Source organism: Chelonobacter oris (assembly GCF_000772535.1).
GTDB lineage: Bacteria > Pseudomonadota > Gammaproteobacteria > Enterobacterales > Pasteurellaceae > Chelonobacter > Chelonobacter oris.
Window position 1 is genome coordinate 156,431 of record NZ_JSUM01000003.1, and the last position, 15,860, is coordinate 172,290.

Annotated in this window: 13 protein-coding genes, 2 tRNA genes and 2 pseudogenes; 8 read left to right on the top strand and 9 right to left on the bottom strand. The window is 48.9% G+C overall.

Annotated elements, in window-relative coordinates:
- Window positions 1–37: 37 nt before the first annotated feature.
- Genes hrpA through degS form a run of 4 tightly spaced genes read left to right on the top strand, consistent with a single transcriptional unit; the run spans window position 38 to window position 6,670 of the window.
- Window positions 38–3,976 carry an ATP-dependent RNA helicase HrpA gene (gene hrpA, locus OA57_RS02145; RefSeq protein WP_052122334.1) on the top strand — a complete coding sequence of 1,313 codons (3,939 nt, stop codon included), beginning with the start codon at window positions 38–40 and terminating at the stop codon, window positions 3,974–3,976.
- Window positions 3,977–3,999: 23 nt separating this feature from the next.
- Window positions 4,000–4,467 carry a transcriptional regulator NrdR gene (gene nrdR, locus OA57_RS02150; RefSeq protein WP_034612834.1) on the top strand — a complete coding sequence of 156 codons (468 nt, stop codon included), beginning with the start codon at window positions 4,000–4,002 and terminating at the stop codon, window positions 4,465–4,467.
- A 2-nt stretch (window positions 4,468–4,469) separates the two neighbouring features.
- Window positions 4,470–5,618, top strand: coding sequence for a bifunctional diaminohydroxyphosphoribosylaminopyrimidine deaminase/5-amino-6-(5-phosphoribosylamino)uracil reductase RibD (gene ribD, locus OA57_RS02155; RefSeq protein ID WP_034612836.1), 1,149 nt, complete (start codon window positions 4,470–4,472; stop codon window positions 5,616–5,618).
- Entirely contained in the window at window positions 5,612–6,670 is a 1,059-nt protein-coding gene (gene degS / locus OA57_RS02160) for an outer membrane-stress sensor serine endopeptidase DegS (RefSeq protein WP_034612839.1), read from the top strand. The genes ribD and degS overlap by 7 nt, the downstream gene beginning before the upstream one ends.
- A 36-nt stretch (window positions 6,671–6,706) precedes the next feature.
- On the opposite strand, the gene OA57_RS02165 is transcribed toward degS, so the two are convergent.
- The 6 genes and pseudogenes from OA57_RS02165 to dnaQ form a co-directional block, all read right to left on the bottom strand.
- The gene (locus tag OA57_RS02165; RefSeq protein WP_034612842.1) at window positions 6,707–7,666 is read right to left on the bottom strand and encodes an AEC family transporter; all 960 of its coding nucleotides are present in this window, start codon (window positions 7,664–7,666) and stop codon (window positions 6,707–6,709) included.
- A gap of 119 nt (window positions 7,667–7,785) precedes the next feature.
- Complete coding sequence (gene der / locus OA57_RS02170; RefSeq protein ID WP_034612844.1) at window positions 7,786–9,297, bottom strand: ribosome biogenesis GTPase Der; 1,512 nt, start codon at window positions 9,295–9,297, stop codon at window positions 7,786–7,788.
- Window positions 9,298–9,548: 251 nt separating this feature from the next.
- Window positions 9,549–9,625 (bottom strand) — tRNA-Asp (locus tag OA57_RS02175).
- Window positions 9,626–9,692: 67 nt separating this feature from the next.
- Window positions 9,693–9,769 (bottom strand) — tRNA-Asp (locus tag OA57_RS02180).
- A 114-nt stretch (window positions 9,770–9,883) separates the two neighbouring features.
- Window positions 9,884–9,991: pseudogene (locus OA57_RS12935) on the bottom strand (DNA polymerase III subunit epsilon); the annotation flags it as partial.
- A pseudogene (gene dnaQ, locus OA57_RS02185) lies at window positions 9,968–10,663 on the bottom strand (DNA polymerase III subunit epsilon); the annotation flags it as partial. The pseudogenes dnaQ and OA57_RS12935, both read right to left, overlap by 24 nt.
- 82 nt (window positions 10,664–10,745) lie before the next feature.
- On the opposite strand from dnaQ, the gene rnhA reads away from it, so the two are divergent.
- Window positions 10,746–11,210, top strand: a complete 465-nt coding sequence (gene rnhA / locus OA57_RS02190) for a ribonuclease HI (RefSeq protein ID WP_034612849.1) — start codon at window positions 10,746–10,748, stop codon at window positions 11,208–11,210.
- Here rnhA and OA57_RS02195 read toward each other — a convergent pair.
- Window positions 11,207–11,947 carry a class I SAM-dependent methyltransferase gene (locus OA57_RS02195; RefSeq protein ID WP_034612852.1) on the bottom strand — a complete coding sequence of 247 codons (741 nt, stop codon included), beginning with the start codon at window positions 11,945–11,947 and terminating at the stop codon, window positions 11,207–11,209. The two genes, rnhA and OA57_RS02195, sit on opposite strands and share 4 nt — an antisense overlap.
- 35 nt (window positions 11,948–11,982) lie before the next feature.
- On the opposite strand from OA57_RS02195, the gene gloB reads away from it, so the two are divergent.
- The 3 genes from gloB to OA57_RS02210 all read left to right on the top strand — a co-directional run bounded on the left by gloB (window position 11,983) and on the right by OA57_RS02210 (window position 14,856).
- Window positions 11,983–12,681, top strand: coding sequence for a hydroxyacylglutathione hydrolase (gene gloB, locus OA57_RS02200; RefSeq protein WP_034612855.1), 699 nt, complete (start codon window positions 11,983–11,985; stop codon window positions 12,679–12,681).
- Window positions 12,682–12,808: 127 nt separating this feature from the next.
- On the top strand, window positions 12,809–13,897 hold the full coding sequence (gene selD / locus OA57_RS02205; RefSeq protein WP_052122335.1) for a selenide, water dikinase SelD: 1,089 nt from the start codon (window positions 12,809–12,811) through the stop codon (window positions 13,895–13,897).
- 47 nt (window positions 13,898–13,944) lie between these two features.
- The gene (locus OA57_RS02210; protein WP_034612858.1) at window positions 13,945–14,856 is read left to right on the top strand and encodes a Dyp-type peroxidase; all 912 of its coding nucleotides are present in this window, start codon (window positions 13,945–13,947) and stop codon (window positions 14,854–14,856) included.
- A 152-nt stretch (window positions 14,857–15,008) separates the two neighbouring features.
- On the opposite strand, the gene rpsI is transcribed toward OA57_RS02210, so the two are convergent.
- Entirely contained in the window at window positions 15,009–15,401 is a 393-nt protein-coding gene (gene rpsI / locus OA57_RS02215; RefSeq protein ID WP_034612860.1) for a 30S ribosomal protein S9, read from the bottom strand.
- Window positions 15,402–15,417: 16 nt separating this feature from the next.
- Window positions 15,418–15,846: a 50S ribosomal protein L13 gene (gene rplM, locus OA57_RS02220; protein ID WP_034612862.1), complete on the bottom strand. Its 429-nt coding sequence runs from the start codon at window positions 15,844–15,846 to the stop codon at window positions 15,418–15,420.
- Window positions 15,847–15,860 lie beyond the last annotated feature (14 nt).

The window sequence follows — 15,860 nt, forward strand, 5'->3', positions numbered from 1 at the left end:
GAATCCGGTTGACCTGTTAATCAATTCAGATATAAAAATGCAAAAAAACAAAAATAGTAAATCGCGCATTAAGCGGCGACAGCAACCTCTAAACGATGCTCAAAAAGCGTTATTGGCACAGTTGGACGATGTCATGTTCATTGATAAACGGCGTTTGGCAGCGCGAATTTACGGCATTGCCAATCTCAACAATGAACAGGCGCAAAGTGCGGTAGCCACGGAGATTGAACAGGCGATTGCCGCCGCTAAACAACGGCTGGTAACGCGTCGGACCGCACTTTCGATCGATTTTGCTGAAAATCTGCCGGTCAGCCGGCGCAAAGCTGAAATTCTGAAAACCATTGCTGCACATCAGGTGGTGGTGATTGCCGGTGAAACCGGCTCGGGCAAAACCACTCAGCTGCCGAAAATGTGTCTGGAACTGGGGCTCGGCACAAAAGGCATGATCGGCCATACTCAGCCGCGGCGGATTGCCGCGCGCTCGGTGGCGGCACGGATTGCCGAAGAGCTGAAAACCGAATTGGGCGATCTGGTCGGTTATAAAGTGCGGTTTAGCGATCACGTCGGCGACAACAGCCGAATCAAATTGATGACCGATGGGATTTTACTGGCGGAAATTCAGACCGATCGCTATTTGAATCAATATGATACATTGATCATTGACGAAGCTCACGAACGCAGTCTGAATAATGATTTTATTCTCGGCTATCTAAAACAGCTATTGCCGAAACGGCCGGATCTGAAGCTGATTATCACCTCGGCAACCATTGACGTAGAACGTTTTTCCAAACACTTCGACAATGCACCGATTATCGAAGTCTCGGGGCGAACTTATCCGGTGGAAGTGCGGTATCGGCCGCCGGCGGAAGAGGCGGATCAAGATCAGATTCAGGGCATTCTCAAGGCGGTGGACGAGCTGCAAGCGGAAGGGCGCGGCGATATTCTGATTTTTCTCAGTGGTGAACGGGAAATCCGTGATACGGCCGATGCACTGCAAAAACAGCCGTTGCGTCATACCGAAATTCTACCGTTATACGCGCGCCTCTCGGCACAAGAGCAGAACCGAATTTTTCAGCCGAGCGGCTTGAATCGAATCGTGTTGGCGACCAATGTGGCGGAAACCTCGCTTACCGTGCCGGGGATTAAATATGTGATCGACCCGGGCACGGCACGGATTTCCCGTTACAGCTATCGAACCAAAGTGCAGCGTTTACCGATCGAAGCGATTTCGCAGGCGTCCGCCAATCAGCGTAAAGGACGGTGCGGACGGGTTTCCGAAGGGATTTGCATTCGATTGTACTCGGAGGAGGATTTCAATGCACGTCCCGAATTCACCGATCCGGAAATTCTACGTACCAATTTGGCATCGGTTATTTTGCAAATGACCGCACTTGGGCTGGACGAGATTGAATCGTTTCCGTTTGTCGATGCGCCGGATCGCCGCTATATTCAGGACGGACTTAAATTACTGCAAGAGTTACAGGCGTTTACCCTGATCAAAAATAAAAAAGGCGAACAGCGCAAACTTACCGCCGAAGGGCGTCAGCTGGCGGCTTTACCGGTTGATCCCCGCTTGGCGAAAATGGTGCTGAGTGCGGCAAAATTCGGTTGTTTGCGTGAAGTGATGATTATTGTGGCGGCGTTGTCGATTCAGGATCCGCGCGAACGTCCGCAGGAAAAACAGCAGGCGGCGGATGAAAAACATCGCCGCTTTGCCGATGAACAGTCGGATTTTCTGGCGTTTATCAATTTGTGGAACTATGTACAGCAACAGCAAAAAGCGTTGAGCAATAATCAATTCCGCCGTTTATGCAAAACCGACTGTTTGAACTATTTGCGGATTCGTGAGTGGCAGGATATTTACCATCAATTACGTTTGAGCGTGCGTGAAATGGGGTTGCATATCAATTCGCAGCCTGCCGATTATGTCTCGATTCATCGTGCGCTGCTGACCGGCTTGTTGTCGCATATCGGCTTGAAAGAGGCGGAAAAACAGCAATATTTGGGCGCACGCAATACACATTTTTCGGTGTTCCCGAATTCTGTGCTGTTCAAGAAAAATCCGAAGTGGGTGATCGCCGCCGAATTAGTGGAAACGTCGAAGCTATGGGGGCGAATGCTGGCGAAGATCGAGCCGGAATGGATCGAACCGTTGGCAACCCATTTAACCAAATCCAGCTATGCCGAACCACACTGGGAAAAATCCAAAGGTGCGGTAATCGCCAGTGAAAAAGTGGTGCTGTACGGCATTCCGATTGTTGCGGCACGTCCGATTAATTACGGTAATATCGCACCGCAAGAGAGTCGGGAAATCTTTATTCAAGCCGCATTGGTGGAGGGAAACTGGAATACGAAGCACAAGTTTTTCCATCAAAATCTGAAACTGATTCGGGAAATTGAAGAGCTGGAACATAAAAGCCGCCGCCGTGATATTTTGGTGGACGAACGCCAACTGTACGAATTTTACGATCAACGTGTCGGGCAAGAGGTGGTATCACAGCGCCATTTCGACACTTGGTGGAAAACGGCGCAACAGCAAAATCCCGATCTGCTGAATTTTGAAAAGTCGTTTTTGACCAATGACGAGGCGCAAAAAGTCAGTCGGCTGGATTTCCCGAACTTTTGGCAGCAAGGTAACCTCAAGTTGAAACTCAGCTATCAGTTTGAGCCGGGCAGCGAGGCGGACGGCGTGACGGCACATATTCCGCTGGCATTACTGAACCAAATCGAACCGCAAGGTTTCGATTGGCAAATTCCGGGGTTGCGGCGCGAGCTGATTATTTCATTGATTAAATCGTTACCGAAAGCCGTGCGGCGTAATTTTGTGCCGGCACCGAATTATGCCGATGCCTTCCTCGGCAAGGCTGAACCGTTGGCAAAACCGCTCTTGGAGAGTCTGCAATATGAATTGCGGCGGATGACGGGGGTGGCGGTCGATCCCGACTTGTGGAACCTTGCACAGCTTGAACCGCACTTGAAGATGACATTTCGGGTGATTGACGACAACGGGCGTAAGCTGAAAGAGAGTACTGATTTGGATCGGTTAAAATTCGAGCTGAAAGATCAGGTGCAGCAGAGTTTGTCGGCGGTTGCGGACGACGGCATCGAACAGAGCGGAATTCATATCTGGAATTTTGATACGCTACCGCACTTTTACCAGCAGAAAAAACGGGGTTACAGTGTTAAAGCTTATCCTGCTTTGGTTGATGAACGTGATTCGGTCGGAATCAAGCTGTTTGAAACCGAATTTGAGCAACGGCGGGCTATGCGGCAAGGCTTACGGCGGTTATTATTGCTGAATGTGCCGTCGCCGATTAAATATCTGCATGAAAAATTGCCGAATAAATCGAAACTGGGTTTGTATTTCACCCCGTTCGGGCGGGTGTTGGATTTAATTGACGATTGTATCGCCTGTGCGGTGGATAAACTGATCGACGATTTCGGCGGCGTGGTTTGGGAAGAAGCGGCATTTCAGCGCTTGCGAGATTATGTTCGGGAACACCTGAATGACATGACGGTGGAGATTGCCAAGCAGACCGAACAGATTTTAACCCTGATTTTTGCCCTGAATAAGCGCTTGAAGGGAAAAATGGATTTTACCATGGCGTTTGCCCTGTCGGATATCAAAGCGCAAACGGCAAATTTGGTGTATCCGGGTTTTGTACAGCACAGCGGCTACCGCCGTTTGCCCGATTTGCAGCGTTATTTGCAGGCGATTGATAAGCGGCTGGATAAACTGGCACAAGACGTTAATCGTGATCGTGCCAATATGCTGCGGGTGGAGCATGTCAATGAAGCCTATCGGCAATTATTGGCAAAATTACCGAAATCCCAGCCGATAAGTGATGAAATTTTGGAAATCCGTTATATGATTGAAGAACTTCGTGTCAGCCTGTTTGCGCAGCAGCTCGGCACGGCATACCCGATTTCGGATAAACGGATTTTGTCGGCGATTCAACGTGCAAATAACGAATAACAATATTGTAGCAGGAGAAGCTTATGCATTGCCCTTTTTGTTCTGCGGAAGACACTAAAGTGATTGATTCGCGCTTGGTGGCGGACGGCTATCAAGTGCGCCGCCGCCGTGAATGTTCGCAATGCCGTGAACGTTTTACGACCTTTGAAACCGCCGAGCTGGTGACGCCGAAAATTATCAAAAGTAATGATAACCGTGTGCCGTTTGACGAGAAAAAATTACGTGCCGGCATGATGCGGGCTTTGGAAAAACGTCCGGTCAGTGCGGATGATGTTGAAAAATCCGTCAACCATATCATTCATCAACTGCAAGCGACCGGCGAGCGTGAAGTGCCGAGCAAACTGGTCGGAACGCTGGTGATGGATGAATTGAAAAAGCTGGATAAAGTGGCTTATATCCGTTTTGCATCGGTTTACCTGAGTTTTGACGATATTAAGCAATTCGATGATGAAATTGCGAAATTAACCAACGAAACCGTTATTAAGGATTAAATATGGGCAATTTTTCAATTCAAGATCAACAGTTTATGCAGCGTGCTCTCAATTTGGCGGCATTGGGGCGCTGGACAACTACGCCGAATCCGATGGTGGGCTGTGTGATTGTTAAAAACGGCGAGGTTATCGGCGAAGGCTACCATCAACAAGCCGGTGAAGGTCACGCCGAAGTCAGAGCATTTGCCGCTTGCACACAAAGTGCGGTCGGGGCGACTTTGTATGTTACGCTTGAGCCTTGCTCACATTACGGAAGAACGCCGCCCTGCGCCCTGAAAATTATTGAAAACGGGATAAAAAAAGTCGTGATTGCCATGTGCGATCCGAATCCGCTGGTGTCAGGAAAGGGAATCGACATCTTGCAGCAGGCCGGTATTGAGGTTGTTGTCGGCTTGATGGAACAGGAGGCAGAAGCGCTGAATCAAGGTTTCTTGAAGCGAATGCGGACAGGCCGTCCGTTTGTCCGGCTGAAAATGGCGATGACGATTGACGGTAAAACGGCTACCGCCTCCGGCGAAAGCAAATGGATCACCGGCGAAGCGGCACGTGCCGATGTGCAGAGCTTGCGGGCGCAAGCGAGTGCGATTTTGTCCGCCAGCGGCACGGTATTGGTGGATGATCCGTTATTGAATGTCCGTTGGCAGCAGCTGCCGCCGGAAGTACGGCAACATTATGCCGAACAGACTCTGCGCCAGCCGGTGCGAGTGCTTATGGATTCTAACCACCGCATTCGCCCTTATCACAAATTATTCGGAGTGCAAAGTGCGGTCTGGCTGGTCGGCGGTGAGAAAAAGCCGCGCGATATGTCGCCGTTCCCGGATTTTGTTGAAGCGATTTATCTGACTTCGCAGCAGAGCCAGTTGGCGGCATTAATGGACGAACTGGGTAAGCGGCAAATCAATACGTTATGGATTGAGGCCGGTGCGAATCTTGCCGGTTCCTTGATTAGTGCGGGTTTGGTCGATGAGTTGATCGTCTATATTGCCCCGAAACTGCTCGGTGATCAGGCGAGAGGATTATGTCATATGCCGGATTTACATGCTTTGGCGGATGCGCCGCAGTGGACGTTAATCAGCGCTGAAAAAATCGGTGAAGATTTTAAAATGATTTACCACCCTAAAGCACGGCATAATTCGGAGGCGGCATGTTAAAAAGATTGGTGCAATCGGTTGTAATCGGTTTGTGTGCGGCGGCGGTTGTATTGGCAATGATGCCGCTTTGGCAGGGAAAAAGCAGTTGGTTTGCCAAAACGGATACATTGCAGATTGTTTCTTATGCAAGTGCGGTGCGCATTGCTGCGCCGGCGGTGGTGAACGTATACAATCAGTCATTGCAGACGGACGGTAATCCTGCCGACAGCGATCAATTGCGGGTTAATAATCTCGGTTCCGGGGTCATTATGCGGGCTGACGGTTATATTCTGACCAATCGTCATGTGATTAACAATGCGGATCAAATCGTGGTAGCGTTGCAAAGCGGGCAGATTTACCAAGCCGCATTGATCGGCTCAGACAGTTTGACCGATTTGGCGGTATTGAAGATTCAGGCTGAAAATTTGCCGACGATTCCGCAAAATAAAAATCGTCGGGTTTATGTCGGAGATGTCGCATTGGCAATCGGCAATCCTTACAATTTGGGACAAAGTGTCAGCCAAGGCATTATCAGTGCCACCGGTCGCAGCGCTTTAGGGGAAATCGGGCGACAAAATTTCATTCAGACCGATGCCTCGATTAACCGTGGAAATTCGGGCGGTGCGCTGATCAATACTGCCGGCGAGCTGGTCGGAATCAACACCCTGAGTCTCGGCAAAGACAGCGCCGAAATTGCAGAGGGCTTGAGTTTTGCCATTCCGATCGACATTGCCAACGATATCTTGAAAAAAATCATTCAGGATGGGCGAGTGATTCGCGGATTTTTCGGGGTGGAAAGCCAGATTTTTTATAACAACGAGGAACAGTTGGGAATAGAGCAACGCGGGGTTTTAGTGACCGCAGTCGCTTCCAATGGTCCGGCGGCGCGCGCTGGCATCAAAGAGGGCGATCTGATTGTGCGTTTCAACGGACAGGCGGTAAATTCGCCGACAGAGCTGCTGCAAATTATTTCCGATACCCGTCCCGGCACACTGGTTGAGGTGCAAGTGGAACGCTTGGGGCAGTTACTGAACGTTCCGGTCACTATTGCGGAATACCCGCAACAAAATTAGCCGTTATCAGCAGGAAGTGCGGTCGGCGCTTCCTGATTACATCCAGTTCAGTTGTCGTAAAATAACGATACCGATGGCGGAGCCGAACATTGCTGAAAACGTGGTGATGCCGATAATATTGGCGGCGGTTTTGCCGTTGCCGCCCATACTTTTTACCATGGCATAACTGGCGGCGGCGGCCGGTGTCGCCGACATCAGGAAGATTACGCCTAAATCAATGCCTTGCAGACCGAATGCACGCGCGATTAACACCATGGTCAGCGGGGCAATCAAAACCCGCCCGATACTCGACCAGATTGCCACTTTTGACGATCCGTCCATATTTCTTAAATCCAGACTGGCACCGGCACACAATAATGCCAGCGGCAGTGTCATGCCCGCCAGATAGTCGACGGTGCTGAACAAGGCGTCGTGTAGGGTGAAGCCGAGATTGCTGAATAATAATGCGGCAATAATGGCGATAATCAGCGGATTTTTAATCACATGTTTGAAGATATGGCTCAAATTCGCTTTGCCGCCGTCGGCAAGTGAGCGGCTCAATGTGATGACGCCAAGGATATTGAACAGCAGGGTAATCAGTGCGGTATAAACGGAAGCGATAGCTAGCCCGGCGGAGCCGTATGCATTGGCGCACAAGGAAAGCCCGATAATGCCGGTATTGGCTCGAAAAACCCCCTGAACAAACGTGCCTCGCTCCTTTTTTTCAACAACATAACGGGCGGCAAACCATTCGGCTAACAAGTAGAGGATCAGTGTTCCGAGTACCCCGATACCGATAATCGTCAATTGTGAACCGTAATCGGTCGGGTTTTTAATAATGCTTAAAAAAAGTAGGGCGGGCAGGGTAACATTAAAAACCAGTTTTGAGCCTTGATTACTGAAATGATCGTTAATCATACGGATTTTTTTCAGATAAATACCGAGTAACAACATCAGAATATTGGGCAGGGTGACGCCGACTGAAAAAAGAATCGAATCTAAAAATCCGTGTTGCATGATTTTTCCTTAATTTTCAAACTTGCTTTTATCATAGAGATTCTTTCAGCCAAATTCTAGCGATAACGTATATTAAGGTAAAAAAATCGCCGAACAACGGTTCGGCGACAGGTCAAGATTTATTTTTTGGCTTTTTTGATAAACTTCATCAAACGTTTGCGTTTACGCAGTTGGTTTGGAGTCAGCGTATTGCGACGGCCGGCGAACGGGTTATTGCCTTCCTGAAATTGAATCCGTATCGGCGTGCCGATGATTTTTAAGCTGCGGCGGTAATAATTGGATAAGTAACGTTTATAAGAATCGGCCAGTTTATCCAATTGGTTGCCGTGAATGACGATAATCGGTGGGTTGTGTCCGCCCGGGTGCGCATATTTCAACTTAATTCGTCTGCCGGAAGCCAACGGCGGCTGATGTTCGTCGGTCGCCATTTGCAGAATACGGGTCAGCAGCGAGGTTGAGAATCGTTTGGTCGCACATTCGTAGGCTTCGCTGATGGAATCAAACAGTTTACCCACGCCGCTGCCATGCAGGGCGGAAATAAAATGAATACGGGCAAAATCAATGAAATCCAGACGGCGATCCAGTTCGGATTTGATTTGATCTTTGGTATCTTGGTTCAATCCGTCCCATTTATTGATCACAATGACCAGAGAACGACCGGCATTCAGAATAAAGCCGAGTAGGGAAAGATCTTGATCGGAAATGCCTTCGCGTGCGTCAATGGTTAGCAGCACCACGTTGGCGTCTTGGATCGCTTGCAGGGTTTTAATCACCGAGAATTTTTCAATCGCCAGTGTGACTTTTCCGCGTTTACGCACCCCGGCGGTATCGATAAGGGTATATTGCTGCCCGTCCCGTTCCATCGGAATATAAATGCTGTCGCGGGTAGTGCCGGGCAAATCATAGACCACCACGCGATCTTCTCCCAAAATACGGTTGGTCAGTGTTGATTTGCCGACGTTCGGCCGCCCGACAATGGCGATTTTGATATTTTTTTGTGCTTCGTCAGTCTGCTGTTCATCGGATAATGCCTTATCCAAAAGAGCGGTATCTTCTTCGTTATTGAAATCGAAATCATGTTCCCATTCGTCATCATCGCTGTCGGTTTCCTCAACCGCACTTTCTTCCTGCTGCAACTGTTCCGCAAAAGGTGCCAGCACTTCTTCGATCAGATTATTGACGCCACGGCCTTGTGAGGCGGCAATTTGTGAAATTTCACCCAGTCCCAGCTGATAAAATTCGGCACAATGCGAATCGGCATCAATGCCGTCGGTTTTGTTGGCGACAATTACCGTCGGTTTGTCACGCTGGCGCAAATATTGGGCTATGCCGATATCGGCGGGTACCAGTCCGGCACGGGCATCGACCATAAACAGCACCACATCGGCTTCTTCGATTGCCAGCAGTGATTGCGCCGCCATTTTTTCTTCTACGCCTTCTTCGGTTCCGTCGATACCGCCGGTATCAATCACAATAAAATCATGGCCGGCAATGTGGGCATGGCCGTATTTCCGATCGCGGGTCAATCCCGGAAAATCGGCAACCAAGGCATCACGGGTGCGGGTCAAACGGTTGAAAAGGGTGGATTTGCCGACATTCGGACGACCGACAAGGGCAACAACTGGAGTCATGAAAACCTCGATAATATAGTATTAATCTGTTTGTATACCGGTATGTCGGTATAAATTTTGCAAAACGCCCCCATTATAGCGGATCCGTATACGCTTTGCCGAAACATTTGTATGGAAGGGCATTTCCATATCGGCTGGCGATCCGCAGACGGCAATAACATAAGCTAAAATCGGCTGAGTCGTCATTTACGGCGACAAGCGCCTGATATACCGGATGAATGGGGGAATTGTCATCGATTTAGGGGATAAATTGGCGGAATGGACGGGACTCGAACCCGCGACCCCCTGCGTGACAGGCAGGTATTCTAACCAGCTGAACTACCACTCCGCACTTGAATAAGTGAAATATTGAGGCAACAAAAAACGCACAGTTTTGACTATGCGTCTGAATCTAGTGGCGGAATGGACGGGACTCGAACCCGCGACCCCCTGCGTGACAGGCAGGTATTCTAACCAGCTGAACTACCACTCCGCGTTAGGTGAGCGCATAATAAAGGGCTATTGCATTGCAGTCAACCCTTTTTTATAAAATGCTTTTTGATTGCTTAATCCATAAGCGAATCGGCTGAAAACCGCACTTGTACAGCTAGTGCTGTCCGTTTTCGGTACGCTTTTGCCAAATACAGTTGTCTTTACTTTTTTTGTTGATAAGTTTGAGATATTCTAAATGTGCCTCCAACTCTTGATCGGTCGGTGCAATGGTGCGCAATGATGTCAACTGCGGTTGCAGGGCGGCGCTTTTCGCGGCGTCTCGCTGATTTGCCTCGGTTTGGGCATCATCATTGTGCTGATCTTCATCAAACAGGCTGACTTGCCCGCCGGTCATTTGCAAGTAAACATCCGCCAGAATCTCGGCATCCAGCAACGCGCCGTGCAACGTTCGCTTGCTGTTATCGATATTTAAACGATCACATAAAGCGTCCAAGTTGTTGCGCTTGCCCGGGTACATTTTACGCGCCATGACCAAACTGTCGGTAATCAAACAGATGTTCGCGGTTTTGATGGCTTTCGTGCTCGCCAGCTTGCCGAATTCGTAATCCATAAATCCCACGTCGAAGGGGGCGTTGTGGATAATCAGTTCGGCATCGCGGATAAAATCGAGAAACTCGGCGGTAATGGCTTCGAAAGGCGGTTTGTCCGCCAGCATTTCATCGGTGATCCCGTGTACTTTAATCGCATCGGGATCGACCGGCCGATCCGGTTTAATGTACACATGGAATGTTCTGCCGGTGAGGCGGCGGTTAATCATTTCCACTGCACCGATTTCAATAATGCAGTGGCCTTCGTAGTGGGCGCCGAATTGGTTCATACCGGTCGTTTCGGTATCCAATACAATCTGGCGTTGCGGATTAATGATTGTTGACATGATTTTCCTGAAATATTGAGAGTTGGGAATTGATAAAAATTGCGTTATTATCGCACCAATTTGAATAAAGAGTGTAGCACAGATGTTGAAACAGCTTGAAATATATACCGACGGCTCGTGTTTGGGCAATCCGGGGCCGGGGGGAGTCGGCGCACTGCTGCGTTATAAACGGCATGAAAAGGAAATATCGCAAGGCTATCGTTTGACCACGAATAACCGTATGGAGCTGTTGGCGGTGATTACGGCGCTGGAGAGCCTGACGGAAAATTGTGCGGTTACGTTGTATAGCGACAGCCAGTATATGAAAAACGGGATTAATCAATGGATTCATAACTGGAAGCGCAATAATTGGCTGACCAGCAATAAAAAAGCGGTCAAAAATCAGGATTTATGGCAGCGGCTTGATCAAGCGATTCAGCGCCATCAAATCGAGTGGCGTTGGGTGAAAGGTCATGCCGGCCATGTGGAAAACGAGCGGGTGGATCAACTGGCAAGACAAGGCGCCGAAGCACCGAGCCAAGATGATAACGGCTATCGACCCGATTAATCGTCAAGCGGTGCTTCGGTACGGTTTAAGACGTTTGCCGGGGTGAATAGCGGGCTTTTGAAGCGTACTTTTTGCGGCTTGAGCGATAACGGAATTGTGCGTTTGCGTGCGACAATCACAGCCAATTGCCCGCCGAAGCCGCAAAAGTGCGGTATTTTACTTGATTTGAGCAGATTCTGCTGTTCCATCACCTCGAAATTCAGCAGCTCGAGCCAATCGATGACTCGCCAAGTCAGATACTTACGCATTTGTGCATAGGATTTGCCGTGAGGATTTTTGCTTAAATTACGCTTCCACAGCAGTGAGCTGCACGGATTAAACAGTGAAATAAACAGGTAGCCGTCGTCATTTAACACGCGTGTGACTTCACGCAGTAACTGGTGCGGATCTTGCGCAAAATTCAGCGTATTGGCAAGCAGGCAGGCATCAAGGGTTTTTTCACAAAACGGCAAATGCGTGATCGAGGCTTGCAGTAAAGTGCGGTTTTCGCTATTGCTGTCAGACTGTTCGACCGCACTTGGAAAATCGGGATACAGCAGGATCATATGCTGATTGGGGCTGTGCCGTGCCAGTTCAGCACTGAGTCCGCCGATTTTCAGAATATGCTGTCCATAGACTTTGGCAAACCAAGGTTCAAAATAGCGGTCGAGTGTTTTACAATAGTATTCACCCTGCTTTAGTTGGTGCCAAGATGTCGGCAATTGCAACGCATAGGGGTATTTTGCGCGCCATTTCATTAATCGCTTACCTCGTCTGTTAAACGGAGAATATTATGTTAATACCATTACCGGCGTTAAATGACAACTATATTTGGCTGTATGCCGATTCGAGCAATAAGGTTTTGATTGTCGATCCGGCTGAGGCGGACGGCGTGATTGATTATTTAACCGACAATCGGCTGGAGCCGCAGGCGATTTTATTGACGCACGGACATCAGGATCACATCGGCGGTGTGGCGGCACTGAAAGTGCGGTATCCCGATTTACCGGTTTACGGTTCGCAGGAGACGGCGAATTTGGCGCTGAATGTGGAAAATAAAGCGATTTTTCAAAGCGGCAGCTATCGAATTCAGGTGATAACGACCGCCGGGCATACGGCACACCACATCAGTTTTGTGGTCGATAACTGTCTTTTTTGCGGGGATTCGCTTTTTTCCGCCGGTTGCGGACGGGTTTTTACTGCGGATTACCAAGCCATGTTTGACGGTTTGCAACGCCTGAAGTCATTGCCTGACGAGACGTTAGTCTGTGCCGGCCATGAATATACGCTAAGTAATCTGCGTTTTGCCTTAACGGTAACCAAAGAAAAAAATGCGGTCTCGCACCAACTCGAAAAAGTGACGGCAGGCCGTCAAGCAGGCAAACCGAGTCTGCCGACAACCTTAGGATTGGAGCGACAAATCAATCCGTTTCTACAGGCCGCGACATTACAGGAATTTATCACGTTGCGTCAGGCAAAAGATCAATTTTAAACGCAACCGCACTTCGGCATTCCGGCCGGGTTAAAATAAGCGGGAAAACCGCTTTTTTATATAAGCGCTTTTTCTCCGTCGGGACAAAATAGAGTACAATGAATGTCGGATAAAAAAGGAGGACAGCATGAGCGATAAAACCGATTCTACCGTTGAGCGTTTTCATCATGTGGTCAGCGATGTGATTCGTTTGACCCAATACAGCCACGGTGCCGGCTGCGGCTGCAAAATTTCGCCGAAGGTATTGGATAAAATTCTGCATACCGAAATGGAAAAGTTTCTTGATCCGCATCTGTTGGTCGGCAATGAAAGCCGGGACGATGCTGCGGTATATGACATTGGTCACGGTGTCGGCATTATCAGCACGACCGATTTTTTTATGCCGATTGTCGATGATGCGTTTACATTCGGAAAAATTGCCGCCACCAATGCCATCAGCGATATTTATGCCATGGGCGGCAAACCGATTATGGCGATTGCGATTTTAGGTTTCCCGATCAGCAAATTGCCGCCGGAAGTGGCGCAACGGATTGTGGAGGGGGGGCGTGCCGCTTGTCAGGCGGCAGGGATTTCACTGGCGGGCGGGCATTCGATTGATGCTCCCGAACCGATCTTCGGTTTAGCGGTAACCGGTGTCATTAATACCAAAAAACTGAAGAAAAACAATGCGGCCGAAGCCGGTTGTGAACTCTATCTGACCAAACCGCTCGGTATCGGCATCTTGACCACCGCCGAGAAGAAAAACAAGCTGAAGACGGAACATAAAAATCTGGCGGCGGAAGTGATGTGCCAATTAAACAACATCGGTACACAGTTCGCCGACATTGACGGCATTACGGCGATGACCGATGTTACCGGATTCGGCTTATTGGGGCATTTAGCGGAAATCTGCCAAGGCTCAGGCGTGCAGGCCGAGATCGAATTTAACCAAGTGCGGTTGCTTGACGGTGTTGAGTATTACATTGAAAAGGGCTGCATTCCGGGCGGAAATAAGCGGAATTTTGACAGTTACGGGCATTTGATCAGCCCGATGAATGAAATGCAGAAAGCCGTACTGTGTGATCCGCAAACCTCCGGCGGCTTGTTGATTGCCGTCAAGCCGGAAGCCGTAGCCGACGTGAAAGCCTTGGCGGAAAAAAACGGGGTGGAATGGTTTAACATCGGACGATTATCGGAAAAACAAACGGAATCGAATGCGCTGATTACAGTGCTGTGAGCAGCGTTGCAACGTAGTATTAATAATAATGAAAACAGGAGTAATTTATGTCAGCACTTTCTGCCTCTGCGCAGAGTGGAATTTTATTGGAGCATTGCCGCGCCGCTATTTTTCTGGAGGCTGCAATTGTGGATCCGGCTGCCGTTAAGCAGGCTTGCGTTCCATTTCTTGAAGCATTAAAAACATTACGGCAAACCTATCCCGATGCGGCATTGGGCGCCACGATTGCATTTGGCGACCGCATTTGGCGGCAGTTTGGGTCTTCTCAAAGTGCGGTTGAACTCAAACCGTTCACCACACTAGGGAAAGGCAATTTAACTGCGCCGGCAACGCAAAGAGATATGCTGATTCATATCCAGTCGTTACGGCAGGACGTTTGTTTTTCAGCGGGGCAGGCGGCAATGCAGCTATTTGGTGCGGCAATCCGTGTTGAAGATGAAACGCAAGGTTTCCGTTGGGTGGAAGAGCGTGATTTGACCGGTTTTATCGATGGTACGGAAAATCCGCAAGGCGTGGAAGATCGTTCGCAGATTGCGTTGATTGCCGACGGGGAAGACCAAGGCGGAAGTTATGTTTTCACGCAATGTTATGAGCATCAATTGGATAAATGGCAAAAACTCAGCGTAGCGAAACAGGAAAGTGTTATCGGCAGAACCAAAGTCGACAGCGTTGAATTGGACGATGTGCCGGATACGTCTCATGTCGGGCGGGTGGATTTGAAAGAAGACGGTGTTGGTCTGAAAATGGTGCGTCAAAGTTTGCCGTACGGCAAAGTCAGCGGAGCGCACGGACTGTATTTTATCTGTTACTGTGCTCGTTTACACAATATTGAGCAACAATTGCGCAGTATGTTCGGTGAGGTTGACGGCAAAACCGACCGTTTACTCGGTTTCACGAAAGCGGTCAGTGGAAGTTATTATTACGCACCGTCAATTGCTCAGTTGAAAGCGTTGGCGTAATAATATGTTAACGTGAACATTGAAGTGCGGTTAAGCGTGTTAACCGCACTTTTTTCTTGCGTAAGAATTGGAAACAGATACAAAAAAGCCGATTGTTTTCCAATCGGCTTGTATATCCAGCAATATAAATACTGTTTGGTAAAATTTGAAAATTAACGCTTGCTGAATTGCGGACGACGGCGTGCTTTGCGTAGACCCACTTTTTTACGTTCAACACGACGGGCGTCACGAGTGACGAAGCCGGCTGCACGCAATGCAGGGCGTAAAGTTTCATCGTATTCCATCAATGCGCGTGTGATACCGTGACGGATCGCACCTGCTTGACCGGAGATACCGCCACCTTTAACAGTGATGTACAGATCCAGTTTTTCGGTTAATTCAACCAATTCCAACGGTTGACGTACGATCATGCGAGATGTTTCGCGACCGAAATAAACGTCGATTTCACGTTGATTGATAGTGATTTTACCAGTACCCGGTTTGATAAATACACGGGCTGAAGAGCTTTTGCGGCGGCCTGTGCCGTAGTTTTGATTCTCTGCCATAATCTTGATCCCGTGATTAAATGTCTAATACTTGTGGTTGTTGCGCAGTGTGGCTGTGTTCAGCACCGGCATACACTTTCAATTTGCGATACATTGCACGACCCAAAGGACCTTTAGGTAACATGCCTTTAACCGCAATCTCAATCACGCTTTCAGGACGACGTTCGATCATCTCTTTAAAAGTCGCTTGCTTGATTCCACCGATGTGGCCTGTGTGCCAGTAGTAGATTTTATCGCTTTGTTTGTTACCGGTTACGGCAACTTTTTCTGCGTTAATCACGATGATGTAATCACCGGTATCTACGTGCGGAGTATACTCGGCTTTGTGTTTGCCACGTAAGCGACTTGCGATTTCAGTAGCCAGACGACCTAATGTTTTGCCGGTCGCATCAACTACATACCAGTCACGTTTTACAGTTTCCGGTTTTGCTACAAAAGTTTTCATTAAATGATTACCAA